Origin of the sequence: Pseudomonas sp. RIT778 (assembly GCF_019718735.1) — a bacterium.
Taxonomy (GTDB): Bacteria; Pseudomonadota; Gammaproteobacteria; order Pseudomonadales; family Pseudomonadaceae; genus Aquipseudomonas; species Aquipseudomonas aphyarum.
Map to the genome: position 1 here is coordinate 1 of NZ_JAIHBA010000019.1, position 26380 is coordinate 26380.

The 26380-nt window shown below is 60.5% G+C and carries 21 protein-coding genes and 1 pseudogene; 16 read left to right on the top strand and 6 right to left on the bottom strand.

Going from position 1 to position 26380, the window contains the following annotated elements:
* Positions 1–112: pseudogene (locus K5E37_RS29430) on the top strand (IS110 family transposase); the annotation flags it as partial.
* 79 nt (positions 113–191) lie between these two features.
* Here K5E37_RS29430 and K5E37_RS14080 read toward each other — a convergent pair.
* On the bottom strand, positions 192–1364 hold the full coding sequence (locus K5E37_RS14080) for a patatin-like phospholipase family protein (protein WP_085608812.1): 1173 nt from the start codon (positions 1362–1364) through the stop codon (positions 192–194).
* A 36-nt stretch (positions 1365–1400) separates the two neighbouring features.
* Entirely contained in the window at positions 1401–2333 is a 933-nt protein-coding gene (locus K5E37_RS14085) for a lipid A biosynthesis lauroyl acyltransferase (protein ID WP_007960061.1), read from the bottom strand.
* A 117-nt stretch (positions 2334–2450) separates the two neighbouring features.
* Here K5E37_RS14085 and minC point away from each other — a divergent pair, with 117 nt between their 5' ends.
* The 7 genes from minC to K5E37_RS14120 all read left to right on the top strand — a co-directional run bounded on the left by minC (position 2451) and on the right by K5E37_RS14120 (position 9054).
* Positions 2451–3188, top strand: coding sequence for a septum site-determining protein MinC (gene minC, locus K5E37_RS14090; RefSeq protein ID WP_007960063.1), 738 nt, complete (start codon positions 2451–2453; stop codon positions 3186–3188).
* Between the two features lie 169 nt (positions 3189–3357).
* Positions 3358–4170 carry a septum site-determining protein MinD gene (minD, locus tag K5E37_RS14095; protein WP_007960065.1) on the top strand — a complete coding sequence of 271 codons (813 nt, stop codon included), beginning with the start codon at positions 3358–3360 and terminating at the stop codon, positions 4168–4170.
* Positions 4170–4424 (top strand): cell division topological specificity factor MinE, encoded by a 255-nt coding sequence (minE, locus tag K5E37_RS14100; RefSeq protein WP_007960071.1) that lies wholly within the window; start codon positions 4170–4172, stop codon positions 4422–4424. Before minD ends, minE begins: the two co-directional genes overlap by 1 nt.
* Positions 4425–4515: 91 nt before the next feature.
* Positions 4516–5151, top strand: a complete 636-nt coding sequence (locus K5E37_RS14105; RefSeq protein ID WP_007960072.1) for an RluA family pseudouridine synthase — start codon at positions 4516–4518, stop codon at positions 5149–5151.
* Between the two features lie 68 nt (positions 5152–5219).
* On the top strand, positions 5220–6509 hold the full coding sequence (locus K5E37_RS14110; protein ID WP_085608813.1) for a M18 family aminopeptidase: 1290 nt from the start codon (positions 5220–5222) through the stop codon (positions 6507–6509).
* Positions 6510–6641: 132 nt separating this feature from the next.
* Positions 6642–6818: a hypothetical protein gene (locus tag K5E37_RS14115; protein WP_165369545.1), complete on the top strand. Its 177-nt coding sequence runs from the start codon at positions 6642–6644 to the stop codon at positions 6816–6818.
* Between the two features lie 76 nt (positions 6819–6894).
* Positions 6895–9054 carry a mechanosensitive ion channel family protein gene (locus K5E37_RS14120; RefSeq protein ID WP_221534147.1) on the top strand — a complete coding sequence of 720 codons (2160 nt, stop codon included), beginning with the start codon at positions 6895–6897 and terminating at the stop codon, positions 9052–9054.
* Positions 9055–9421: 367 nt separating this feature from the next.
* On the opposite strand, the gene K5E37_RS14125 is transcribed toward K5E37_RS14120, so the two are convergent.
* Complete coding sequence (locus tag K5E37_RS14125) at positions 9422–10135, bottom strand: UTRA domain-containing protein (RefSeq protein ID WP_007960207.1); 714 nt, start codon at positions 10133–10135, stop codon at positions 9422–9424.
* 351 nt (positions 10136–10486) lie between these two features.
* On the opposite strand from K5E37_RS14125, the gene K5E37_RS14130 reads away from it, so the two are divergent.
* The 6 genes from K5E37_RS14130 to K5E37_RS14155 all read left to right on the top strand — a co-directional run bounded on the left by K5E37_RS14130 (position 10487) and on the right by K5E37_RS14155 (position 15842).
* Entirely contained in the window at positions 10487–11551 is a 1065-nt protein-coding gene (locus K5E37_RS14130) for an ABC transporter substrate-binding protein (protein ID WP_221534149.1), read from the top strand.
* A 181-nt stretch (positions 11552–11732) separates the two neighbouring features.
* Positions 11733–12539 carry an alkaline phosphatase family protein gene (locus K5E37_RS14135; protein WP_221534151.1) on the top strand — a complete coding sequence of 269 codons (807 nt, stop codon included), beginning with the start codon at positions 11733–11735 and terminating at the stop codon, positions 12537–12539.
* Positions 12540–12544: 5 nt separating this feature from the next.
* Complete coding sequence (locus K5E37_RS14140; RefSeq protein ID WP_162130491.1) at positions 12545–13381, top strand: ABC transporter permease subunit; 837 nt, start codon at positions 12545–12547, stop codon at positions 13379–13381.
* Positions 13368–14168 (top strand): ABC transporter permease, encoded by an 801-nt coding sequence (locus K5E37_RS14145; RefSeq protein WP_096822924.1) that lies wholly within the window; start codon positions 13368–13370, stop codon positions 14166–14168. The genes K5E37_RS14140 and K5E37_RS14145 overlap by 14 nt, the downstream gene beginning before the upstream one ends.
* Positions 14165–15154 (top strand): ABC transporter ATP-binding protein, encoded by a 990-nt coding sequence (locus K5E37_RS14150; protein ID WP_007960200.1) that lies wholly within the window; start codon positions 14165–14167, stop codon positions 15152–15154. Before K5E37_RS14145 ends, K5E37_RS14150 begins: the two co-directional genes overlap by 4 nt.
* Before the next feature lie 34 nt (positions 15155–15188).
* Entirely contained in the window at positions 15189–15842 is a 654-nt protein-coding gene (locus K5E37_RS14155; RefSeq protein WP_221534153.1) for an HAD family phosphatase, read from the top strand.
* Positions 15843–15887: 45 nt separating this feature from the next.
* Here K5E37_RS14155 and K5E37_RS14160 read toward each other — a convergent pair whose 3' ends face one another.
* The gene (locus K5E37_RS14160; RefSeq protein WP_221534155.1) at positions 15888–16850 is read right to left on the bottom strand and encodes a zinc-binding dehydrogenase; all 963 of its coding nucleotides are present in this window, start codon (positions 16848–16850) and stop codon (positions 15888–15890) included.
* A 181-nt stretch (positions 16851–17031) separates the two neighbouring features.
* Here K5E37_RS14160 and K5E37_RS14165 point away from each other — a divergent pair, with 181 nt between their 5' ends.
* Positions 17032–19116 (top strand): carboxy terminal-processing peptidase, encoded by a 2085-nt coding sequence (locus K5E37_RS14165; protein WP_221534157.1) that lies wholly within the window; start codon positions 17032–17034, stop codon positions 19114–19116.
* Between the two features lie 134 nt (positions 19117–19250).
* On the top strand, positions 19251–21041 hold the full coding sequence (locus K5E37_RS14170) for a bifunctional diguanylate cyclase/phosphodiesterase (protein ID WP_221534159.1): 1791 nt from the start codon (positions 19251–19253) through the stop codon (positions 21039–21041).
* Between the two features lie 126 nt (positions 21042–21167).
* Here K5E37_RS14170 and K5E37_RS14175 read toward each other — a convergent pair whose 3' ends face one another.
* On the bottom strand, positions 21168–21587 hold the full coding sequence (locus K5E37_RS14175) for a hypothetical protein (protein ID WP_221534161.1): 420 nt from the start codon (positions 21585–21587) through the stop codon (positions 21168–21170).
* Complete coding sequence (locus K5E37_RS14180) at positions 21584–26365, bottom strand: RHS repeat-associated core domain-containing protein (protein ID WP_221534163.1); 4782 nt, start codon at positions 26363–26365, stop codon at positions 21584–21586. Before K5E37_RS14180 ends, K5E37_RS14175 begins: the two co-directional genes overlap by 4 nt.
* Positions 26366–26380 lie beyond the last annotated feature (15 nt).

Here is a 26380-nt window from a genome sequence, read left to right on the forward strand (position 1 = left end):
CCAGGCTTTGGTCATCCTCGCCCGTAAGCTTTGCCGGGTGGCATTCGCCCTTATGAAAAATCAGAGCGAATACCAACCCAATTTAAGGTTGCAGGGTTCCCCTGCAACATAGAATCTCCCACATTCGGTTTGTGTCGTTCACAAAACCAATGTGGGAGCGGGCTTGCTCGCGAATGGCGGCACCCCAAATCTCAAGCGGGAGCCACCGCCTCGTTAATCCCCAAAAACCGGCACAGTTCATCGCGCTTGGCCAGGGCATCGCGCCGCCCGAGGTCGATCAATTCGCTGCAATACCCCGCCTCGAACAGCAAGTAACTCAATACCCCTGCCCCGCTCGTCTTGGTCGCTCCCGGCCCACGCAGAAACAACCGCAACGCCGCCGGCAGTTCCTGGCGATGCCGCGCCGCGATTTCATCGATCGGCTGACTCGGCGAGATCACCAGCACTTCCACCGGCGCCACCCCCAGCGCACGGGTCGGCGTGCCTTCGGGCATCAGATGACTGAACTGGTTCAGACGCTGAAGCAACTCGATATCGCTTTCCAGGCTATCAATGAACGTACTGTTGAGCATGTGCCCGCCGATCTGCGCCAGCGTCGGCTGCTGCCCGGTGTAGGTGCGTTCCAGCGGTTGCGCCGGATCGAAACCACGCGGGTTGCCGCTGACGCCCACCACCAGCACCCGACTCGCGCCCAGGTGCAGTGCCGGGCTGATCGGTGCCGACTGCCGCACCGCGCCATCACCGAAATATTCATCGCCGATCTTCACCGGCGCGAACAACAGCGGGATCGCCGAACTGGCCAGCAAGTGCTCCACCGACAACTGCGTCGGCACACCGATGCGCCGATGACGCAGCCAGGAATCGATGGTGCCGCCGCCCTGATAGAAAGTCACGGCTTGCCCCGACTCGTAACCAAACGCCGTCACTGCCACCGCATGCAACTGCTTGCGCGCGATAGACTCGGCGATGCCGGGCATGTGCAGTTTTTCGTTGAGAAGATGACGCAGCGGCGAACTGTTGAGCAGCGCCACCGGCATTTGCCGGCCCATGCCCAACAGGCTGTGACTGACGAAACGGCTGGCCTGGCGGATCACCCCCGGCCAGTCGCTGCGCAACACGCGATGGCTGCGAAAGCCTTGCCAGAACAGCGTCAGGCGTTCGATGGCCGCGCGAAAATCCGTAGCACCGCTGGCCAGGCTGACCGCGTTGATCGCCCCGGCCGAGGTGCCGACAATCACCGGAAACGGATTGTCCGCCCCCAATGGCAGCAATTCGGCAATCGCCGCCAGCACCCCCACCTGATACGCCGCCCGAGCCCCGCCGCCGGAAAGAATCAAACCTGTGACCGGTTCAGCTGGGCTCATCGCAACGCTCCGTGGTGCTTATGGGGATGGGTCAAATCAACCGCGTTTGGCGTACAGCTTCGGCTCGCCCGGTGGCCGGCTCTTGAAGCGCCGGTGTGCCCACAGGTATTGCTCGGGGCACTCCCGCAACACGCCTTCGACCCACTGATTGATGCGGATGCAATCTTCTTCTTCGGTCTCACCCGGGAAACCTTCCAGCGGCGGATGAATCACCAGACGATAACCGCTGCCGTCGGCTAGACGCTCCTGGGTGAACGGCACCACCAGTGCCTTGCCCAGACGGGCGAACTTGCTGGTGGCGGTGACGGTCGCGGCCTGAATGCCGAACAGCGGCACGAAGATGCTTTGCTTGGCGCCATAGTCCTGATCCGGCGCGTACCAGATCGCCCGGCCTGCGCGCAGCAATTTGAGCATGCCGCGCACGTCGTCACGTTCCACCGCCAGGGAATCGAGGTTGTGCCGCTCGCGGCCCTGACGCTGGACGAAGTCGAACAGCGGGTTCTTGTGTTCGCGGTACATGCCGTCGATGGTGTGCTGCTGGCCGAGCAGCGCCGCGCCGATTTCCAGGGTGGTGAAATGCACCGCCATCAGAATCACGCCCTTGCCTTCGCGCTGGGCCTTTTGCAGGTGCTCCAGGCCTTCGACGTGGGCCAGTTTCGCCAGGCGCTGACGCGACCACCACCAGCTCATCGCCATTTCAAAGAAGGCGATACCGGTGGAGGCAAAGTTTTCCTTGAGCAGGCGTTTGCGTTCGGCGGCGGATTTTTCCGGGAAACACAGTTCCAGATTGCGCTTGGCAATGCGCCGCCGGTCGCCGGCGAAGCGATACATCAAGGCACCAAGAAAACGACCGATGGCCAGCAAGGCCGGATAGGGCAGCTGCACGATCAGCCACAACAGCCCGAGGCCGCACCAGAGCGGCCAGAAGCGTGGGGCAAGAAATGCTTTTCGAAAACGCGGGCGATCCATTAAAGCTTCCGTAAATACAGTGGCCGCGCATTCTACATCGTTCGACCCGGCTTGCGGCCTGCGGGCGTTCTCGTTATAAGTCTCGGCACTTTTAGTGACAAGCCGTTGTATGCCGACATGAGCCAAACCGAACCGAAAGACCAAGATCCCGTGTTCCAGCTGAAGGGCAGCATGCTCGCCATTACAGTGCTGGAGCTGTCCCGCAACGACCTGGACAGCCTCGATCGGCAATTGGCCGCCAAAGTCGCCCAGGCACCGAATTTCTTCAGCAACGCGCCGCTGGTTCTGGCGCTGGACAAACTGCCGCCAAGCGAAGGCGCCGTCGACCTGCCGGGCCTGATGCGCGTGTGCCGCCAGCACGGCCTGCGCACCCTGGCGATCCGTGCCAGCCGCATCGAAGACATCGCCGCCGCCATCGCCATCGACATCCCGGTGCTGCCGCCATCCGGCGCCCGCGAGCGACCTCTGGAAAGCGCCGAACCCGTCGCCCCGAAGAAACCGGAAAAACCGCCGGAGCCGGCCGTAAAACCGACCCGCGTCATCACAACGCCAGTACGTGGTGGCCAACAGATATATGCGCAAGGTGGCGATCTGGTGGTGGTTTCCTCGGTCAGCCCGGGGGCGGAACTTCTCGCCGATGGCAACATCCATGTATACGGCCCGATGCGCGGTCGTGCGCTGGCCGGGGTCAAGGGCGACACCAAGGCGCGGATTTTCTGTCAGCAATTGAGCGCTGAACTGATCTCCATAGCAGGCCATTACAAGGTTTCCGAGGACCTGCGTCGCGATCCGATGTGGGGTTCGGGCGTACAGGTCAGCCTGTCGGGCGACGTGTTGAACATCATTCGGCTTTAACGGATACTGCCGCATTTTCCAAGCATCTCTAAAACGTAGCGAAAACGGCTCAAACGAAGTAGGAAAAAGGCCAAAAGCCGAATTCCAGCCAAGGCTGTCCGACTGCAGTAGTTTTCTAGAGATGTTTTTCAGGGGCTGAACAGTCCTTCTTCCTTAGGGGTGAAACACCTTGGCCAAGATTCTCGTGGTTACATCCGGCAAGGGTGGTGTGGGTAAGACCACCACCAGCGCCGCTATCGGTACCGGCCTCGCTCTGCGCGGCCACAAAACAGTGATCGTCGACTTCGACGTGGGCTTGCGTAACCTTGACCTGATCATGGGTTGCGAGCGCCGCGTGGTGTATGACTTCGTCAACGTCGTGAACGGCGAAGCCAACCTGCAACAGGCCCTGATCAAAGACAAGCGCCTGGAAAACCTCTATGTACTGGCCGCCAGCCAGACCCGCGACAAAGACGCACTGACCGTCGAAGGCGTGGAAAAAGTCCTGATGGAGCTCAAGGAACAATTCGAGTTCGTCGTCTGCGACTCCCCGGCGGGTATCGAAAAAGGCGCCCACCTGGCCATGTACTTCGCTGACGAAGCGATCGTCGTGACCAACCCGGAAGTGTCCTCGGTACGTGACTCGGACCGCATGCTCGGCCTGCTGGCCAGCAAGTCCCGTCGCGCCGAACGCGGCGAAGAGCCGATCCAGGAACACCTGCTGATCACCCGCTACCACCCGGAGCGCGTAGAGAAAGGCGAAATGCTCGGCGTCGAAGACGTCAAGGAAATCCTCGCCGTACGCCTGCTGGGCGTCATCCCGGAATCCCAGGCCGTACTCAAGGCCTCCAACCAGGGCGTACCTGTGATCCTCGATGATCAAAGCGACGCCGGCCAGGCCTACAGCGATACCGTTGATCGCCTGCTGGGCAAGGAAAAAGAACACCGGTTCCTGAATGTCGAGAAGAAGGGATTCTTCGAGCGTCTGTTTGGAGGTAGGTAATGAACCTTTTTGACTTCTTTCGTGCCAACAAAAAGCCAAGTACCGCCTCGGTCGCGAAAGAGCGTCTACAGATCATCGTGGCGCATGAACGCGGCCAGCGCAGCACCCCTGACTACCTGCCATCCTTGCAGAAGGAACTGGTGGAAGTGATCCGCAAGTATGTCAACATCGGTAACGACGACGTACACGTGGCACTGGAGAGCCAGGGCAGCTGCTCGATTCTGGAACTCAACATCACCCTGCCAGACCGCTGAGTCGATCCGGCAGGAACGACGGCGGCTCAGGGCCCTTCCGACACCGGAGGGGCCCTGAGCCGCCGTTGGCATTTGTTACGAGGCTGTTTTAATGCCGTTGTCCAACGTCCAAATCATTCATCAGGACGCCGCCGTTCTGGTGGTGAACAAACCCACCCTGTTGCTCTCCGTGCCCGGCCGGGCCGACGACAACAAGGACTGCCTGATCACCCGCCTGCAGGAAAACGGCTACCCGGAAGCGCGTATCGTCCATCGCCTGGACTGGGAAACGTCGGGGATCATTCTGCTGGCCCGTGACGCCGACACCCATCGCGAACTGTCACGCCAGTTTCACGACCGTGAAACAGAGAAAGCCTACACTGCGCTCTGCTGGGGTCAGCCGGAACTGGACAGCGGCAGCATCGACCTGCCCTTGCGCTACGACCCACCGACCAAACCGCGCCACGTGGTCGATCACGAACTCGGCAAACACGCGCTGACCTTCTGGCGCGTGCTGGAGCGTTGTGGCGATTGGTGCCGCGTCGAGCTCACGCCGATCACCGGCCGGTCGCACCAGTTGCGCGTGCACATGCTGTCGATCGGTCATCCGTTGCTCGGTGACGGCCTCTACGCTCATGAACAAGCCCTCGCCGCCTGGCCTCGTTTGTGCCTGCACGCGAGCATGCTCAGCTTCACGCACCCTCAATCCGGTGAGCGTTTGCGCTTCGAATGTCCGGCGCCTTTCTGACGCGCCACAATGTCCCAAGCATCAGGCCGATGCGTTAAACTCCCGCCCATTGCTGTCTGGAGCTTCTTATGCGAGAAGAGTTGAACCAAGGCCTGATCGACTTCCTCAAGGCCTCCCCTACCCCGTTCCACGCCACCGCCAGCCTTGTTCAACGCCTGGAGGCCGCCGGTTATGTGCGACTCGACGAGCGCGAAACCTGGCACACCGAAGCCAATGGTCGTTACTACGTCACCCGTAACGATTCCTCGATTGTCGCGATCAAGATGGGCCGCAACTCGCCGCTGCACGACGGCATCCGTCTGGTTGGCGCCCACACCGACAGCCCGTGCCTGCGGGTCAAGCCACAACCTGAACTGCAACGCCAGGGTTTCTGGCAGCTCGGCGTCGAAGTCTACGGCGGCGCGCTGCTGGCACCGTGGTTCGACCGCGACCTGTCGCTGGCCGGGCGCGTCACCTTCCGCCGCGACGGCAAGGTCGAAAGCCAACTGATCGACTTCAAGGCCCCGATCGCGATCATTCCCAACCTGGCCATTCACCTCAACCGTGAAGCCAATCAGGGCTGGCCGATCAATGCCCAGACCGAACTGCCGCCGATTCTCGCGCAGTTCGCCGGTGACGAGCGCGTGGACTTCCGCGCGGTACTGACCGATCAACTGGCTCGCGAACACGGCCTCAATGCCGACGTGGTGCTGGATTACGAGCTGAGCTTCTACGACACCCAGAGCGCTGCGGTCATCGGCCTGCACGGTGATTTCATCGCCGGCGCGCGTCTCGACAACCTGCTGTCGTGCTACGCCGGCCTGCAAGCCCTGCTGACCGCCGACACCGAAGAAACCTGCGTGCTGGTGTGCAACGACCACGAAGAAGTCGGCTCCTGCTCGGCGTGTGGCGCCGACGGCCCGATGCTGGAACAGACCCTGCGCCGTCTGCTGCCGGAAGGCGACGAATTCGTACGCACCATCCAGAAATCCCTGCTGGTCTCGGCCGACAACGCCCACGGCGTGCACCCGAACTATGCCGAGAAGCACGACGCCAACCACGGCCCGAAACTCAACGCCGGCCCGGTGATCAAGGTCAACAGCAACCAGCGCTACGCCACCAACAGCGAAACCGCCGGCTTCTTCCGCCATCTGTGCATGGCCGAAGAAGTGCCGGTGCAAAGCTTCGTGGTACGCAGCGACATGGGCTGCGGCTCGACCATCGGCCCGATCACCGCCAGCCACCTGGGCGTGCGCACGGTCGACATCGGCCTGCCGACCTTCGCCATGCACTCGATCCGCGAACTGTGCGGCAGCCACGACCTGGCGCACCTGGTCAAAGTGCTGAGCGCGTTCTACGCCAGCCGCGAATTGCCGTAGGAAACAGCCGGGATCGCAGCGTGGAGCTGCGATCCTCCGGCCTGTAGAACCGGCTCATTTCTGATACACATCAGCACCGTCCATCGAAAACCCACCTAGACTTAAATCATTCCCTTCGACAAGGCTGTCGCCATGATCTCGATGTCTGCGTTCCACTCCATGCTCATTCCCATCCTCGGCGGAATGATTCTGCTGGCCATCGGTTTCAACTTCCGTGACAAGAACGCCGGTGTGTTCGCCATGTGGATCGGCATGCTGATGATCCTGGCCACCGTGGTCTACAAGATCCTTGCCAAACTCAACGAATAAATCCGCGCCCGGCTCGCATTGAATCTGGCGGGCTCGTACACTCGCCCGATCCGCCCCTTGCGAGGTTGACCGCCTAGTGTTCGCTCGTCTTTTTGCCCTGCCCTGCCTGCTCCTCATCTGCCTGATGACCCTGATGTCGCCGGCACCTGCCGACGCCGCCGGTCTGCCGGGACTGCTCACGGGCTCCGGCAAGGCTCAGCCCGAAGCTCAGGAACCGCTTGGCCAGTCGCTGGACGAAGTCATCAAGTCGCTGGAAAACGACAAGCAACGCGCCCAGTTGCTGAGCGACCTGAAAAAACTCCGCGACGCCACGAAAAAAGCCCAGGCCAGCCCGGAAGAAGGTGTGCTGGGACTGATCGGCGGCACCCTCGCCACTTTCGAAAAACAGTTCACCGGCGCCGACAGCCCGCTCAATCGCTGGTCCGCCGAATTCGACATGGCCCAGGATGAATTGAAAGGCCTGATGCTGCCGGCCAGCGAATGGCTGCCGATCATCTTTGCCTTCGCCGTGATCCTCGCGGTCTGGAGCCTGCTCGCCGCCGCGCTGATCTGGCTCGGCCACCGGGTACGCATGCGCTTCGGCCTGACCGAAGAACTGCCGCAAAATCCCCGGGCCCTCGACATGCTGCGCTTCGCCCTGCGCAAGCTCGGCCCCTGGCTGATCGCGTTGGTGATCACGGTCTACATGAGCTACGCACTACCCTCGTCACTGGGCAAAAGCCTGGCGATGGTGCTGGCTTACGCGCTGGTGGTCGGCACCTGTTTCTCGGCGATCTGCGTGATCGCCTTCTCCGTACTCGACGGCCCGCACCGCCACCGCGCGCTGTACATCCTGCGTCACCAGGCCTTCCGCCCGTTGTGGCTGATCGGCAGCTTCGCCGCCTTCGGTGAAGCTCTGAGCGATCCAAAACTGGTGGCCGCCCTCGGCGTACACCTGGCCCACACCGCCGCCACGGTTGCCAATGTCCTCGCGGCGCTGTCGACCGGCCTGTTCATCCTGCGCTTCCGCCGGCCGATCGCCCACCTGATCCGCAACCAGCCACTGTCCCGCCGCCTGACCCGCCGCGCCCTCAGCGACACCATCGAAATCCTCGGCACCTTCTGGTACATCCCGGCGCTGGTGCTGGTGGGCATCTCCCTGTTCGCCACCTTCGTCTCCGCCGGCGACACCAGCACCGCCCTGCGCCAGTCGCTGATCTGCACCGTGCTGCTGGTGTTGTGCATGGTCATCAACGGCCTCGTCCGCCGCCACGCCCTCAAACCGCAACGCGGGCCGAAACGTCATGCGCTGTATTCCGAACGCCTGAAAAGCTTCTTCTACACCCTCGCCCATTTGCTGGTGTGGCTGGCCTTCATCGAACTCGGCCTGCGGGTCTGGGGCATGTCACTGATCGGCTTCACCGAAGGCGAAGGCCACGACGTCAGCGTCAAACTGTTCAGCCTGATCGGCACGCTGATCTTCGCCTGGCTGATCTGGATCCTCAGCGACACCGCCGTCCACCACGCCCTCACCCGCTCCCGCAAAGGCCTGGCCAACGCCCGCGCGCAAACCATGATGCCGCTGATCCGCAACGTACTGTTCGTGGCGATCTTCATCATCGCCCTGATCGTCGCCCTCGCAAACATGGGCATGAACGTCACGCCCCTGCTGGCCGGTGCCGGCGTAATCGGCCTGGCCATCGGCTTCGGCGCCCAGTCACTCGTAGCAGACCTGATCACCGGCCTGTTCATCATCATCGAAGACTCCCTTGCCATCGACGACTACGTCGACGTCGGCGGCCATCTCGGCACCGTCGAAGGCCTGACCATCCGCACCGTCCGCCTGCGGGACATCGACGGCATCGTCCACACCATCCCGTTCAGCGAAATCAAAAGCATCAAAAACTACTCCCGCGAATTCGGCTACGCCATCTTCCGAGTGGCCGTGCCGTTCAACATGAGCATCGACGAAGCCATCAAACTGATGCGCGACGTCGGCCAGAAAATGCGCACCGACCCTCTGCAACGACGCAACATCTGGTCACCACTGGAATTTCAAGGCGTGGAAAGCTTCGAATCCGGCAACGCGATATTGCGCGCAAGATTCAAAACCGCACCGATCAAACAGTGGGAAGTTTCACGGGCGTTCAACCTGTCGCTCAAACGACACCTGGATGAAGCCGGACTGGACCTAGCGACGCCGAGAATGAATGTGCAAGTGATCACCGCAGGCGGTGGTGGCCAAACTCAAGAATAGGGCCACCGTCAAAGTCCTCTTCGCTGGCAAGCCAACTCCCACCACTCAACACGATGAGCGTTAGCTCGAGTACCGCTTTTGACGTGCCGGCCCCATCGGAAGGCTGAGTGGAGGGATTTATCCGGGGGTGGGAGCGCAGCGACCGTGCGGCGCAGCCGCATGCATCGAGAGGAGGTGCAGCGAAGCAAACCGTAGGCGATGCCCCCGGATGAATCCCGGAGCGAAGGGACGCCGAGCCAAAGCGAGGTGCCGAACGCCGGGGCCCAGACCTTTTGGTTACTTTTGGGGCGTTTGCCAAAAGTGACCCGCCGTAAGGGCGGAACCATAAGCCGCAACACCCGAAGAAACGGATATTCACCCAAAAAAATCAAACTACATCCACACCTACGTGAATCGCATCATGCCGCCAAAACTCCAGATCACAATCAATCAACCGCCCAAACTGATCATAATTAACCCGAGCAATCCTCAACCCCGGACTCCCCACCGAAACCCGTAACCCCGCCGCCGCCTCCACCGACAACGACGTCGGAACAATCTCGAACCGCACCCGCCCATAATGCAAATCGTAATGCCGCGCATACAGCTCGGTAATCGACTGATTCAAATCAAACTCCAGAATCCCCGGAAAAAACTGCGGATTCAGATAATGCTCCACATACAACACCAGCCGCCCATCGATCCGCCGCGACCGGCAAATCTGAATCACGCTCGACAACGCCGGCAACTGCAACCACGCACACACCGCCGCTGACGCCGGCTGCAAGCGCGCCGAAATCACCTCGGTCGACGGCACCCGCCCCTGCGCACTGACCATCGCGTGAAAATGACTACGCTGCATCAGGTTGTAAGCCAGACGCGGCGGCGACACGAACCAGCCCCGCCGCTCCTCGCGATAAATCTGCCCTTGCGCCTCCAGCTGCAACAAGGCTTCCCGTACCGTAATCCGCGTCGTACCGAACAGCTCACTGAGCTTGCGCTCGGCCGGCAACTTGCTCCCCGCCGCCAGCAACCCATGGTCGAGCTGCTCCTGAAGTATCTGGCCAATCGCTGTCACCGCTTTTGTTGCCTCATCGCGCATCAACGTTACCTATCTGGACTAGACCAGCACTGTTTCGGGGCAAAACCGCACAGCTATTGCGCCGTTTGGTCGTGTTGCAAGCCTAGGCAGTGCAGATGACCGAGAGATGACAAAACTACCGAACGGTCGCCCTGACAACTTGCAATACATCGGCCAAGTCCCTTGCCCACCGGGACTTTACGGGTGGTCTACGCTTAGCGGGCAGCCGTCGATACCGGGGAAATAAAACGCGGCCCTGGTATCCGCCGACATCAAAGTGTCATCCAGCCCCCCTACATTGGCTCAGGTATTGCTGACCTAGACCAACACAAACCGCAATCGCAGCGTTGAACGCGACCAAGGAGCTTCGGAATGAAACAGCTTTTCCTGGCAACACTGTTAGGCTCGACCATTGCCATGTGCACCGCCGCCATGGCGGCTGATGATCTGAAAACCCTCGAAGCCGCTGCGAAAGCGGAAGGCGCCGTCAACAGCGTCGGCATGCCCGATGACTGGGCCAACTGGAAAGGCACCTGGGAAGACCTGGCCAAGAAATACGGCCTGAAACACATCGACACCGACATGAGCTCGGCCCAGGAAATCGCCAAGTTCGCCGCAGAGAAAGACAATGCCACCGCCGACATCGGCGACGTCGGCGCGGCCTTCGGCCCGATCGCGGTCAAGCAAGGCGTGGTGCAACCGTACAAGCCGACCACCTGGGATCAAGTGCCAGACTGGGCCAAGGACAAGGATGGCAACTGGGCACTGGCCTACACCGGCACCATCGCCTTCATCGTCAACAAGAAGCTGCTGCACGGCTCCGAAGTACCGACCAAATGGGCTGACCTCAAAGGCGGCAAATACAAGGTTTCCATCGGTGACGTGAGCACCGCTGCACAGGCTGCCAACGGCGTACTCGCTGCTGCGCTGGCCAACGGCGGAGACGAGAAAAATATCCAGCCTGCCCTGCTGCTGTTCGCAGACATCGCCAAGCAGGGTCGCCTGTCGATGGCCAACCCGACCATCGCCACCATGGAAAAAGGCGAGATCGAAGTCGGCGTGGTATGGGACTTCAACGGCCTGAGCTACAAAGCCAAGATGGCCAACCCGGATGACTACGTGGTGCTGATCCCGTCCGACGGCTCGGTGATTTCCGGCTACACCACCATCATCAACAAATACGCGAAGAACCCGAACGCCGCCAAGCTGACCCGCGAATACATCTTCAGCGACGCCGGCCAGACCAACCTCGCCCGCGGCAACGCCCGCCCGATCCGCGCCGAGCATCTGCAACTGCCGGAAGACGTGAAAGCCAAGCTGCTGCCAAACGAGCAGTACAAGAAGGTCACGCCGATCAAGGACGCCGATGCGTGGGAAAAAACCTCCAAGGCCCTGCCGCAGAGGTGGAACGAAGAAGTCATCGTCGAGATGAAATAAAGCGGCTGATCACCCTTTTATGATCTGTTGAAGATCCAAATGTGGGAGCGGGCTTGCTCGCGAATGCGGAGTGTCAGTCAATCATTTTTCGACTGATCCACCGCTTTCGCGAGCAAGCCCGCTCCCACAGGGGGATCCGGGTTGAATCTGAAATTTATTGTTTCGCGGAGTTTTTGCCCCTATGAAGCACACCGTCATCCTTGTCGTGCTCGACGGCCTCAACTACGAGGTTGCGCGTCACGCCATGGGGCATCTGCAGGCTTACGTTGGCGCAGGACGCGCCGCGCTCTATCAGTTGGAGTGCGAGCTGCCGGCCCTGTCCCGACCGCTTTACGAATGCATCCTCACGGGCGTGCCGCCGATCGACAGCGGCATCGTCCACAACAACGTCTCGCGCCTGTCCAGCCAGCGCAGCATCTATCACTACGCCCGCGATGCCGGTCTGAAAACCGCCGCTGCGGCGTACCACTGGGTCAGCGAGCTCTACAACCGCTCGCCGTTCGTGGCAGCACGGGATCGGCATACCGATGACCCGACGCTACCGATCCAGCACGGCCACTTCTACTGGAACGATCACTACCCGGACTCGCACCTGTTCGCCGACGCCGAAAACCTGCGCCTGCGTCATGCCCCGGATTTTCTGCTGATCCACCCGATGAACATTGACGACGCAGGGCACAAGCACGGCCTCGACACCCCGCAATATCGCAACAGCGCGCGCAGCGCCGACATCATCCTCGCCGACTACCTGCAAGGCTGGCTCGACGCCGGCTGCCAGGTGCTGGTGACCGCCGACCACGGCATGAACAACGACCGCTCGCACAACGGCCTGCTGCCGGAAGAACGTCAGGTGCCGCTGTTCGTACTCGGTGATGCCTTCAGCCTGAACAGTGACGCTGCACCGAAGCAGACCGACATCTGCGGCACCGTCTGCGAACTGCTCGGCGTGCCCCACGACAAACCTGTGTGCAGGGAGTTGCTCAAGTGAACTCAATGACTCGCGGCAAATGGCTGGCGGCCCTGTGCCTGGTGCCTTTCGCACTGTTCTTTATCGTGTTCGAAATCGCCCCGCTGATCTGGGTGATGATCAACAGCCTGCAATCGGAAGAGTTCGGTTGGGGCTTCGCCAACTTCAGCAAGATCTTCAGTTCGAAGTTCTATCTGCAGGCGATCCAGTACAGCCTCGAAATCAGTTTCTGGTCGAGTGTGTTTGGCATCATCATCGCGGTGCTGGGTGCGTACTCCCTGCGCCGGGTCGATTCGAAACTGCGCAACTTCGTCAACGCCTTCGCCAACATGACCAGCAACTTCGCCGGCGTGCCGCTGGCGTTTGCGTTCATCATCCTGCTCGGCTTCAACGGCAGCATCACCATCATGTTGAAGCAGGCCGGGATCATCGAGGACTTCAACCTGTACTCGAAAACCGGGTTGATCATCCTCTACACCTACTTCCAGATTCCGCTCGGCGTGTTGCTGCTGTACCCGGCGTTCGACGCCCTGCGTGAAGACTGGCGCGAATCCGCCGCGCTACTCGGCGCTGACGGCTGGCAGTTCTGGCGCCACATTGGCCTGCCGGTTCTGACCCCGGCCCTGCTCGGCACCTTCGTGATCCTGCTCGCCAACGCCCTCGGCGCTTACGCCACGGTCTACGCGCTGACCACCGGCAACTTCAACGTATTGCCGATCCGGATTGCGGCGATGGTCTCTGGCGACATTTCCCTCGACCCGAACCTGGCCAGCGCCCTGGCCGTGGTGCTGGTGGCGCTGATGACCCTGGTGACCGTCGTGCATCAACTGCTGTTGAAGAGGAGCTACCATGTCTCGCGCTGAATCCGGCCCGGCCGGCGTCTACCACCGCGTCGTGGTCTATCTGCTGTTCGCCATCCTGCTGCTGCCGCTGGTGGGCACGCTGGTCTACTCGATCGCCAGCAGTTGGTCGGCCACCATCCTGCCCAGCGGTTTCACCTTCAAGTGGTACATCCAGTTGTGGAGCGATCCGCGCTTCCTGCACGCCTTCGGCCAGTCGCTGCTGGTGTGCGTCGGGGCGCTGATTCTGTCGGTGGTGCTGATCCTGCCGCTGCTGTTCGTGGTGCATTACCACTTCCCGAAACTCGATGCGCTGATGAACATCCTGATCCTGCTGCCCTTCGCGGTGCCGCCGGTGGTGTCGTCGGTGGGCCTGTTGCAGCTCTACGGTTCCGGGCCGTTCGCGATGGTCGGCACACCGTGGATCCTGATCGGTTGCTACTTCACTGTGGCGCTGCCGTTCATGTACCGGGCAATCACCAACAACCTGCAAGCGATCAACCTGCGCGACCTGATGGACGCCGCCCAACTGCTCGGCGCCAGCACTTTTCAGGCGGCCTTCCTGGTGGTGCTGCCAAACCTGCGCAAAGGCCTGATGGTCGCGTTGCTGCTGTCGTTCTCTTTCCTGTTCGGTGAATTCGTGTTCGCCAACATCCTGGTCGGCACTCGCTACGAAACCCTGCAGGTTTATCTGAACAACATGCGCAACAGCAGCGGCCACTTCACCAGTGCGCTGGTGATCTCCTACTTCTTTTTCGTGCTGGTCCTGACCTGGGTCGCCAACATCTTGAACAAGGACAAAAGCGAATGAGCTATGTCAGCGTCCAACACCTGCAAAAAAACTACGCGGGCACCACGGTGTTCAGCGACATCAACTGCGAAATCCAGAAGGGTGAATTCGTCACCCTGCTCGGCCCGTCCGGTTGCGGCAAATCCACCTTGCTGCGTTGCATCGCCGGGCTGACGCCAGTGGATGGCGGCAAGATTCTGCTTGATGGCGTCGACATCGTGCCGCTCACCCCGCAGAAACGCGGGATCGGCATGGTGTTCCAGAGCTATGCGCTATTCCCCAACATGACAGTCGAGCAAAACGTCGCCTTCGGCCTGCGCATGCAAAAGGTCAATGCCGACGACAGCCACAAGCGGGTTGCCGAAGTGTTGAAACTGGTTGAACTCAACGACTTCGCCAGCCGCTATCCGCATCAGCTCTCCGGCGGTCAATGTCAGCGTGTCGCCCTTGCCCGCTCGCTGGTCACCCGTCCGCGCCTGTTGCTGCTGGATGAACCGCTGTCGGCCCTCGACGCGCGGATTCGCAAACACCTGCGCGAACAGATCCGTCAGATCCAGCGCGAACTCGGCCTGACCACGATCTTCGTCACACACGACCAGGAAGAAGCCCTGACCATGTCTGACCGGATTTTCCTGATGAATCAGGGAAAGATCGTACAAAGCGGCGACGCCGAAACCCTCTACACCGCGCCGGTCGACGTGTTCGCCGCCGGCTTCATCGGCAACTACAACCTGCTGGATGCCGAGAGTGCCTCGAAGCTGTTGCAGCGGCCGATCAACCACCGCATCGCGATTCGCCCGGAGGCCATCGAGCTGAGCCTCAACGGCGAACCCGACGCGCAAATCCGCAGCCACAGCCTGCTGGGCAACGTGATCCGCTATCGCGTCGAAGCCCGGGGCGTGGAACTGGTGGTGGATGTGCTCAACCGTTCGGCGGCGGATCTGCATCCAGACGGCCAGCGCCTGTCACTTTCCATCGATCCCACCGCCCTGTGTGAGGTAGCCTGATGACTTTGCTGACACCCAAGAGGGAACTGAACTGATGGCCCTGGCAATTTTTGATCTGGACGAAACCCTGATCCACGGCGACTGTGCCACTCTCTGGAGCGAGCAGATGGGGCGCCTGGGCTGGGTCGATCCCGAGTCGTTCATGCGCAGGAACAACGAGCTGATGGACGCCTACAGCCATGGCAAGTTGCGCATGGAAGATTACATGGACTTCAGCCTCGAGCCGCTGATCGGCCGCACCCCGGAAGAAGTCGAGCATCTGGTCGGCCCATGGGTTGAAGACTTCATCGAACCGATCATCTTCAGCGACGCCACCAAGACCATCGCCGCCCACCGCAAGGCCGGCGACCGGATTCTGGTGATCTCGGCCTCGGGCACGCACCTGGTCAAACCGATTGCCGAACGGCTGGGCATCGACGAGGTGCTGGGCATCGAACTGGAAGTGGCGCATGGCGTGTACAGCGGCCACACCGTGGGCACCCTGACCTACCGCGAAGGCAAGATCACCCGCTTGCTGGAATGGCTGGATGCCGAAGAGGAAAACCTTGAGGGCGCGAGTTTCTATTCCGACTCACGCAATGATCTGCCGCTGCTGCTGAAAGTGGATTTCCCGCATGTGGTCAATCCGGATCCGGTGCTGCTTGCAGAGGCCGAGAAGTCCGGCTGGCCGATCCACCTCTGGAAATAAGCGATGGTCTTGTGGGAGCGAGCCTGCTCCCACAAGCATCGATGATCAGCTCAGGCTTTCGTCGATCACCAGCACCAGCTTCCCCGCCACCGTGTTGCTCGCCAGTTCGGCGAACGCTGCCTCGGCATCCTTGATCGGGAATGCCTTGGCCAGTTGCGGCTTTAGCCGACCTTCGGAAAACAGCGGCCACACGTGCTGGCTCAGATCGCTGAACAGATCGGCCTTGAACTGATCGTCACGGCTGCGCAGGGTCGAGCCCAGCAGTTGCACGCGCTTGGCCAACACCTGGGCCAGATCCAGTTTCGCCTCGCGGCCGCCCATCAGGCCGATCAGCACCCAACGGCCGTCCTGAGCCATCAGCTTGAGGTTCAACGCCGAATAGTTGCCGCCCACCGGATCCAGAATCACATCGAACGGCCCGAAATCCCGCAGGCTATCCAGATCGTCGGTGCGAACCACCCCGCCCTGGGCACCCAGCGATTCGCAGTAGGCCAGCCGCTCAGCCGAGCCAACGCTGACCCAGCAGGGATTGCCGAAAGCCTTGCACAGTTGAATGGCGGCTGAACCGATGCCACTGGCCCCGGCATGCAAAAGAACTTTCTCACCCGGTTTGAGCGCCGCAAGTTGAAACACATTCAGCCAGACGGTCGCGTACACCTCGGGCAACGCCGCAGCTTCGATCAGCGATACACCTTCCGGAACCGGCAGCACATGCCGTCCGTCGACGACCACCTCTTGCGCCATCCCGCCCCCGGCCAGCAAGGCGCAGACCCGGTCACCGACCTGCCAGGACGAACCTGCGCCGACCTCGCTGATCACCCCGGAACACTCAAGACCCAGCACCTGGCTGGCACCCGGAGGGGGTGGATAAAGTCCGGCTTTCTGTAATAAATCCGCGCGATTGAGGCCCGCTGCCGCCACCCGGATGCGAACTTGTCCTACATCACATGTAGGACTTGGTTCATCAACCCATGCCACTTGACCTTCAACGCCTTGCAATGCCTTCACAGTGCCTCCATAGTGAGTCTGGACTGAGCCCGAAGCTGTAGCGCCGGGCTTTTTGCATTATGCGACCGGCCCTGGGGTCTGAACGAACGCTGAACAGCAGTTATCGTACAGAGCGTAGAGGTACCGGCGACTTCAAAGACGGCCTAATATGCGTTATCAATTGTCCCCGCGTCGAATCAGCATGAAGCATCTGCTCCCCAGCACCGCCCTCGCTCTTTTCATCGGTATCGGTCTGTTGCCGGTGTCGGGCACCACATTCGCAGCCAACAGCTGGGACAAGTTGCAGCCTGATCGCGACGAAGTGATCGCCAGTCTGAACGTCGTCGAGTTGCTCAAGCGTCACCACTACAGCAAGCCGCCGCTCGACGATGCGCGCTCGGTGATCATCTACGACAGCTACATCAAGCTGCTCGACCCGTCGCGCAGCTACTTCATGGCCAGCGACATCGCCGAATTCGACAAGTGGAAGACCCAGTTCGACGACTTCCTCAAGAGCGGCGACCTCAACGCCGGGTTCACCATCTACAAGCGCTACCTGGACCGCGTGAAAGCGCGTCTGGACTTCGCCCTTGCCGAGCTGAACAAAGGCGTCGACAAGATGGACTTCACCACCAAGGAAACCTTGCTGATCGATCGCAAGGACGCTCCGTGGCTCAAGTCCACCGCCGAACTCGATGACCTGTGGCGCAAACGCGTCAAGGACGAAGTGCTGCGGCAGAAGATCGCCGGCAAAGAGCCGAAGCAGATCCAGGAAACCCTGACCAAGCGCTACAAGAATCAACTGGCGCGTCTGGACCAGACCCGCGCCGAAGACATCTTCCAGGCGTACATCAACACCTTCGCCATGTCTTACGATCCGCACACCAACTATCTGTCGCCGGATAATGCGGAGAACTTCGACATCAACATGAGCCTGTCCCTCGAGGGCATCGGCGCCGTGTTGCAGAGCGACAACGACCAGGTGAAAGTCGTGCGTCTGGTGCCGGCAGGCCCGGCCGACAAGACCAAGCAGGTTGCTCCGGCCGATAAGATCATCGGCGTTGCCCAGGGCAACAAAGAGATGGTCGACGTGGTCGGCTGGCGCCTGGACGAAGTGGTCAAACTGATCCGTGGTCCGAAAGGCACCGTCGTGCGTCTGGAAGTCATCCCGGCCAGCAATGCGCCGAACGATCAGACCAGCAAGATCGTGCCGATCACCCGTGAAGCGGTGAAGCTCGAAGACCAGGCCGTGAAGAAGTCCGTGCTGAACCTGAAACAAGACGGCCGCGACTACAAGCTCGGCGTAATCGAGATTCCGGCGTTCTACCTCGACTTCAAGGCCTTCCGTGCCGGCGATCCTGACTACAAGAGCACCACGCGCGACGTCAAGAAGCTGCTGACCGAACTGCAGAAAGAGAAAGTCGACGGCGTGGTCATCGACCTGCGCAACAACGGCGGCGGTTCCCTGCAGGAAGCCACCGAGCTGACCAGCCTGTTCATCGACAAGGGCCCTACCGTGCTCGTGCGTAACGCCGATGGCCGGGTCGATGTGCTTGAAGATGAAAACCCGGGCGCGTTCTACAAAGGCCCGATGGCGCTGCTGGTCAACCGCCTGTCCGCCTCGGCTTCGGAGATCTTCGCCGGCGCCATGCAGGACTACCATCGCGCGCTGATCATCGGTGGCCAGACCTTCGGCAAAGGCACCGTGCAGACCATCCAGCCGCTGAACCATGGCGAACTGAAACTGACCCTGGCCAAGTTCTACCGGGTTTCCGGTCAGAGCACCCAGCATCAGGGCGTACTGCCGGACATCGATTACCCGTCGATCATCGACACCAAGGAAATCGGCGAAAGCGCCCTGCCGGAAGCCATGCCGTGGGACACCATCCGCGCGGCGATCAAACCGGCGAGCGATCCGTTCAAGCCGTACCTGGCCCAGCTGAAATCCGAGCATGACAGCCGTTCCGCCAAGGACGCGGAGTTTGTGTTCATTCGTGACAAGCTGGCCCTGGCGCAGAAGCTGCTGGAAGAAAAAACCGTCAGCCTCAATGAAGCCGAACGTCGTGCCCAGCACGCCGACATCGACGCCAAGCAACTGGCGATGGAGAACATCCGTCGCAAGGCCAAAGGAGAAGAACCGCTCAAGGAGCTGAAGAAAGAAGACGAAGACGCCCTGGCAGCTGCCGAGCCGGACAAGGTCAAACCGGAAGACGATGCCTACCTGAGCGAGACCGGGCGCGTACTGCTGGATTACCTGAAGCTGAGCAACCAGGTCGCAAAGAAGTAAGGTGATGGCAATTTAATGCTGACGATCCCCGGATCGTCATCAAACAGTCATCATTCTGTCGTGCAATAAAGGACTGGGAGCTGTTCTCTTCATCGAGAACGCTCCCAGTCCTTTTTTTATCGCCAGAGATTGCCATGACCACGACCGAACAGCTGAGTGCCTTGAGCTCGATCCTGACTCAAAGCGGATTATACAGCCTGTTCCAGCCGATCATTTGCCTCTCCGAACGGCGCATTCTCGGCTACGAAGCCCTGACCCGCGGCCCGTCCAACAGCCCGCTGCACTCCCCCATCGCCCTGTTCGCCGTGGCCCGCCAGGCCGGGCGTTTGAGCGAACTGGAAATCGCCTGCCGCCAAAGCGCCTGCCGCCGTTTCAATGAACAACAATTGCCGGGCAAGCTGTTTCTCAACGTCTCTCCGGAATCCTTGCTCGAAGCCGCGCACCAGCCGGGGCGCACACTGCAGTTGCTTCAGGATTTTGGTATTCCGCCGAGCCAGGTGGTGATCGAACTCACCGAACAGACGCCGATCGACGACTTTCAGTTGCTGCAAACAGCACTGCATCACTATCGGGCTATGGGTTTTTCGATTGCCCTCGACGATCTGGGCGCGGGTTATTCGAGCCTTCGCCTGTGGTCGGAACTGCGACCGGATTACGTGAAGATTGACCGGCACTTCATCGACGGCATCCATCAGGACGCGTTGAAGCGCGAGTTCGTCGGATCGATCCTGCAAATCGCCAAGGCCTCCCGAGCTCAGGTGATTGCCGAAGGCATCGAATTGCCGGAAGAGTTGGCGGTACTGACCGAGATGGGTGTGGATCTAGTGCAGGGCTATCTGCTCGGCCGCCCTCAGGAACACCCGCCGCGCGATGCCCGCGCCTTGATGCCCAAGCACGACAGCAGCGCCGTTGCATTGAACGATGAAGGCAGCGACCTCAGCGCCCTGCTCAACGACCAACCGGCCGTGAATCGCGACACACCGACCGCCACCGTTCTGGAAGCCTTCCGCCGTCAGGCCAACCTGAACTCACTGGCGGTGCTCGACGAACAGGGTCAGCCATGCGGCATCGTCCATCGTCACTCGTTGTCCGATGCGCTGCTCAAACCGTTCGCCACTGACCTGTTCGCCCGCAAACCGATCAGCCGCCTGATGAACGACGACTTCCTCGCCGTGGAAATGAGCCAGTCGCTGCAACAGGTCAGCCGCCTGATCACCAGTCGCGCCCGGCAACGCATCGAAGAAGATTTCATCATCACCCTCAACGGCAGCTATCTGGGCCTGGGCCGGGTGATTGACGTGCTCAAGCTGATTACCGAACTGAAAATCCAGCAGGCCCGCTATGCCAATCCGCTGACCTTGCTGCCGGGGAATGTGCCGATTCAGCAATGCCTCACCCGACTATTGCAACAGGGGCGCGAGTCGGTCATTTGTTATGTCGACATCGACAGCTTCAAACCCTTTAACGATATCTATGGATATGGGCGTGGGGATGAGGTGTTGCTGTGTCTGGCGCAATGCCTCAACGAACGCGTCGACCCGTCCCGCGACTTTGTCGGGCATATTGGAGGGGACGATTTTCTGTTGGTGCTCGGCCCGGAGGATTGGCGCAAACGGCTGAACCAATTGCTTGATGACTTCCAGAGCCAATGCCGACGCTTCTATCGCCCTGAGCACCTTGAAGCTGGTTGTTTTGTTGCACCGAATCGTCAGGGGATTCGTCAGGAGTTTCCGTTGCTGTCATTGTCCATTGGCGTGGTGCATTTGCATCCTGAAGCGTGTGCGCAACTGGATGCGAGCCAGTTGGCGGAGATGGCTTCGCAGGCGAAGCATCATGCGAAGAATGTTCCGGGGTATAGCGTGCATTTGATTGATAGCCTTACGGCTCCCAACCTTCACTCTCCGCAAATAATGGGGCAACGCTGAGCCCCAGACCACGTACCCCGTGAAAGCAGGGCTGGGTAGATTGACGCGACTAACTACTTACCTTGACCTAACCCAGCAAACAAAATCAACAACATCCAATGTTTACTTTAATTTTAATAGTCGCACTCACCACATGGTTCTATCTTCACTCGCTGCGCGTTCAAGGTCTTCCCTCCAGACATCTCTAGCCAAACGGTATACCTCTCTAAAAAAACAACGCGAACTATTTAATGAATACCACTCCTCCCTAGGCCAACTAGACGTCTCCCACTCATCAATTTCAAAGAGACTACTAAAATCATAATTTGAATCATCTAACGCTACTTCTAAGGCCTCAAGCAAAACCAGCTTATGCCTATACGAAAGGTATGGCAGGTTCAGACAATACTTCCTGATGAGGATCTCTCTATCCTCAGGAGCATTCGGATTATATACACCGAGCTCTAAGCCTCGAGTCTCCTCTCGGTCATAAACATCAAAAACGCCAATAAACCAAGTAAATCTTGGTTCGAAGCGCTCATTCAAATAGGGATCTTTCAGCATCATTTTTTCTCCGACGGGAAGCCTGTAAATGGCTCTTGCGTGTTTATCTCATCAAACTTAACTTCAAACCAGTCCATGTTCTCATTCAGTATCGGATTTTGCGGATCGTTCCTATTTGGTTTATATCCCCGCCCCGCTCCAGGCAACTCAAACCTAACTATCGGATTATCATTCTGATCCTTTCCCGTATGCCTGATTAAGCCATTTTTATCCCTAGTCATCGCCTTATTTAATGCACCCAAATGCATTCGCCAGTTATGAAACTGTGAGCTTGGATTTCCTCTGGGCGGTGTTGGGGTGATGCCAGTGTGAGGATCAGTACCGTCGATGGCTCGCTGCTTAACCGCCCTATCAGGAATTTCAGAGCTATGTTTTTTGACGGTGTGCATACCATAACGGTCTTCATATTCAGTTACCCGTCGCTTGGCGTTTTCCTCAGCTACCTCATCAATCCTCGCCCGCCGCTCCTGTGCTGTCATCTTTGGCAGAGGAGGCGCCCCCTCTTCGACGACCACGCGACCTGCTTCGTATCGCATCGAACGGCGCGGGGTCGGCGGCGGACAAGTACAACTCAACCCCAACGGATCCACCCACCCCGTCGGATTCGGCACGTACCGGTACTGGTTCAGCCCACCCGCCAGCTTCACCGGATCCGGCGTCAGGTACCGTCCCACGTCCGGGTCGTAATACCGGTGCCGGTTGTAATGCAGCCCGCTTTCGTCATCGAAGTACTGCCCCTGAAACCGCAGCGGCTGGTTCAGGTAGTCCTCGGTCGCGAGCTCCAGCGAGGTGACCTTGCCGTAGGCGCTGTATTTGGCTGACCAGACGATGTCGCCGCTGTAGTCAGTCAGTTCCTGCGGAGTGCCGAGGTGGTCGAGTTGGTAGTAGAACGGGCAGGCGCGTTTCGGGCCTTTGCCGTCGAGCATGGCCAGTGGGCGGAAGGTGCCGGGTTCGTAGATGAAGCTGCGGTGCTGTTCCTTGCTGCTTTCGGCGATCAGGTAGTCGCCTTGCCAGAAGAACTCGGTGGTCTGGCCGTCGACGGTTTTGCGGATGCGGCGGCCGAAGGCGTCGTATTGGTAGGTGGCGCTGGTGCCGTCGGGACGGGTGAGGCCGATCAGGCGGTGCTGGCTGTCGTAGCGGTATTCGGTGACGAGGGTTTGTGCGCGGCCGCGGCGCTCGCGGATCAGGTTGCCGAAGGCGTCGTAGTCGTAGTGGCGGTCGCCCTGCATCAACAGGCGGTTGCCTTTGATCTGTGTCGGGCCCGGACGGTCCTGCATCAGCAGGTTGCCGGCCGGGTCGTGGGCGAAGTTTTCCGGTACATCGTCGCGGGTGTGGCGCACGCGGATCAGCCGGTCGAGGGCGTCGTACGTGTAGCTGCGTTGGCCGTGGCGGGTGTCGGCGATGTGTTCGAGGTTGCCGTTGGCGCTGTAGGCAAAGTCGCGGCGGTACAGTCCGCTGCGCTGATGGCCTACCGCGTGGGCGCTTAACCGGCCCTGTTCGTCGTAGGCGTATTCGCTGAGCAGCAGGCCTTGCTGGCGCTGCTGTTCGCGGCCGTGCTGGTAGACGTGGCGGGTGAGCAAGGCGCCGTTGAGGTCGATCGCGGTCAGCGCACCACCTTTGGCGTAGTGGTAGTCGAGCTTGCTGTTGTCCGGCAGACGCATGCGAGTGAGCTGGCCGCAGGCATCGTAGGTGTAACGCAAGGTGCCCCAGCCCTGATGCTCGCGCACCAGCCGGTCCTGCAGGTCGTATTCAAAGGCCAGTGGGTGATCCTGGCCGTCATCGACGCCGATCAAACGACCGAGGCGGTCATAGCGGTAGCTGACCTCGACCCCGTCGGGCAGGGTTTTGAGCAGCAGACGCCCAGCAGCATCACGTTGATAGCCGGTGACCAGCGTCGAGCCGTCATCGCCGAACTCGGTCTTTTCCAGCAGGTGACCGTTGCGGTCGTAGGCGTACGCGGTGCGCCGGCCATCGAAGCCGGTTTCCTGTCGGATCAGTCCGGTGGGGGTGTAGTCCAGCCGATACTTTTCGCCGGACTCGTTCTCGATTTCCGTCAGCAGCAGCTGCGCATGGTCGTAGCGGTATTGCAGCCGGGTGCCGTCGGGATTGATCCGCCGGCTGACCAGGTGCAAGTCGTCGTCATACTCGTAACGGGTGATGCGCCCCAGTTCATCGCGTTCGGCGGTGATCTGGCCGTAGGCGCTGTAAGACCAGGCGCGGGTGGCGCCGGTAGGCAGCATCGTCTGAATCAGCCGGCCAACGGCGTCCCACGCCTGATGGGTGACCGCACCGTGTTCATCCTGCGAAGTAATCCGCCGCCCCAAAGCATCGTAGGAAAACTTCCGAACCCCACCGTCCGGCAGACTTTCCTCGACCAGTTGTCCGAGGTCGTTCCACACGAACACGTGCCGACCCGAATCCGGATAACGGATCGACAGCAACCGCCCCTGCGCGTCGTAGTGGTAATGGGTGACATGGCCGTCGGGATCGACCGTTTCGGTGATGTCACCCTGGGGATTGCGCCGGTACGTCCACACCGCATCGCCACGCGAACGGCTGTGCAGGAAACCGTTGCGGTACTCGTAGGACGTCGGCGCATCGTCCGGCGGAATCAGCGCGATCAGCCGACCGGCGTCGTCATAGCGGTACTCGGTAACCGCCCCCAGCGCATCCTGCTCGGCAACCAGCCGGCCCGCCGAATCGTAAGCCTTGAGCTGTTCGCCACCGTCCGCCGCGACCTGACGCACCAATCGCGCCGTGTCGTCGTGGACGTAAGTCTCTTCAGTCCCATCGACGTAATGCACGGTGACACGGCCGGCGTCATCCCAGACGTAGCGCGTGTCCATCTGCGAAAACGACGCCCAATGCCGCACGCAGCGCGCCGCCTTGCCGGAACGTTCCCACTCCCAAAAGAAACTCGCACCACCGCTCAACTGCCGTTGCAGGATGACGTGCTGATCGTCGTAGTCGTAACGCTCAGTCTCGCCGACCGCGTTGGACGCCTCGATCAATCGATGGCGAGCATCAAAGCGGTAACTGGCCAGCGTCTGCTCGGTGCGCCAGGCAGACTCCCGAAAAACCTGATAATCGACCGCGACCAGATGCGCCCGCTCATAGCGCAACAGCAGCGAACGGCCAGTCCCGTTATCCAGCCGCTGAACCCGGTCGGAAAGATCCCGATGCACCGTCAGACGATTGCCATACGCATCGCTAACAGCCGTCAGACGCCCAGCCCGAAAGTGATAAAACCGCGCCGCCTCACCCGCCAGCGCAACGATCAACTCCTCCGGCTCATCCCCGAGAAAGATCGCCGCCCGCGACAAGCTGTTGTGAATCGCCGGCCGCTCAACGCTCGGCAACGGAAACCGCGTCCGCCGGTTCTCATGGTCAACCCAGACCACCGCAGCGCCATCAACCTCCAGCCGATGCGCCAGCGAATGACTCCAGCCAAACCCCAGCCCGACATCAATCTCGGCCGCGCTATTGCGGTACAACCGACTGAACTCAAACGGCAGCAGCCCGTCGAGCACACCGTCAGTCAGCGTCAACAATTCCTCACCGGTGACCATCGACACCGGACACCCATTGGTACAGGTCAGCGGTGCACAATCGGCGCTGTCACCATTGGGGTTCTTCGCCTGATCCGGCGTGTCGTCGTGGTGCTCGTCTTTTTTCAGGGAAGCATTGCGCCGGGCATCCCAGCGCAGTTGCATGCGGCCCTTTTTCACCCCGGCGGCGATGCCTCGTGCGACGACGGTTTTGTACTGGTTCACGTAGCCGATGAAGGTGCTGACGATGCCGAACATCGCCTTCACCAGGCGCGCCATTGCCGACAGCAACTGAGCGCCACGCTCCGCCAGACGCAAGGTCAGATACGCAATCCCCGCCCCGGCACCGACAAAGGTCAGCACAACGCCGATCAACACATCGATCAGCAGTTGAACCACCACCATCGATACCGCCTCGGCGGTTTTCCCGGCAATCTCATTGGGAGGCAGCATTTCCAGCCAGAGGCTGGCAGTACGCAGCAACAAACACAGCGCCGCCTCGTCACTGACCAGTAACTGAAGCTTCTCCATCATTTCAGGCGCTGTTTCTGCCAGCGCGATCAGCTGTGCGGCGCCACTGCCCAACCGCTCGGCAAACTTTCCGGGTTCCTTGAGAATCTCCGACAGCAACCCGATGCTGTCCCACACCCCCTCGATCGCCGCCCAGCTCCCGGCCAGCATGCCGTTCCCGGCCGCAGTGGCCACCGACTGCGACCACTGCGGCTTGAAACCCTGCCACTCGCTGCGCAGCCAGCCATCCAGCTGCCGGGTCAGGCCATCGTAGGACTCGAAAAGCGCATCAACCTGCTGCTCGCTGGCCTCGCCGTGCACCACCACCCGATAAAACTTGCCCGCCTCACCGGTGAACAGTCCCCTGCCCTGAGCATCGAGGGTGACCGACTCGACTGCACCGCCCTCCACCGCCACCACATCGACAACGATGTCGCCCAACGGAATGTCGTACGCCGACTCGAACTTGCTCTCGATCTCCATCGGCCCGGATTCCGGGCATTGCACGATCGCAGAGGAGAAACGGTAGTCGTCAGTCGCAACCGCCGTGCTGTGCTCGCCGAAACGGATGATCCGCTCCATCCCCATCAGCGACGGCAGATCGGCCGCATGACTGACGCGGTCTGCCGAGCGACTGAGCCAGCGCCTGAGCTGTTCGCGATAGAGATCGAGGGTGCGGGGGAAGCTGTCGAGCTCTTGCTCGATGCGGGTGACGGCATCCATCAGCGCATTTCCATG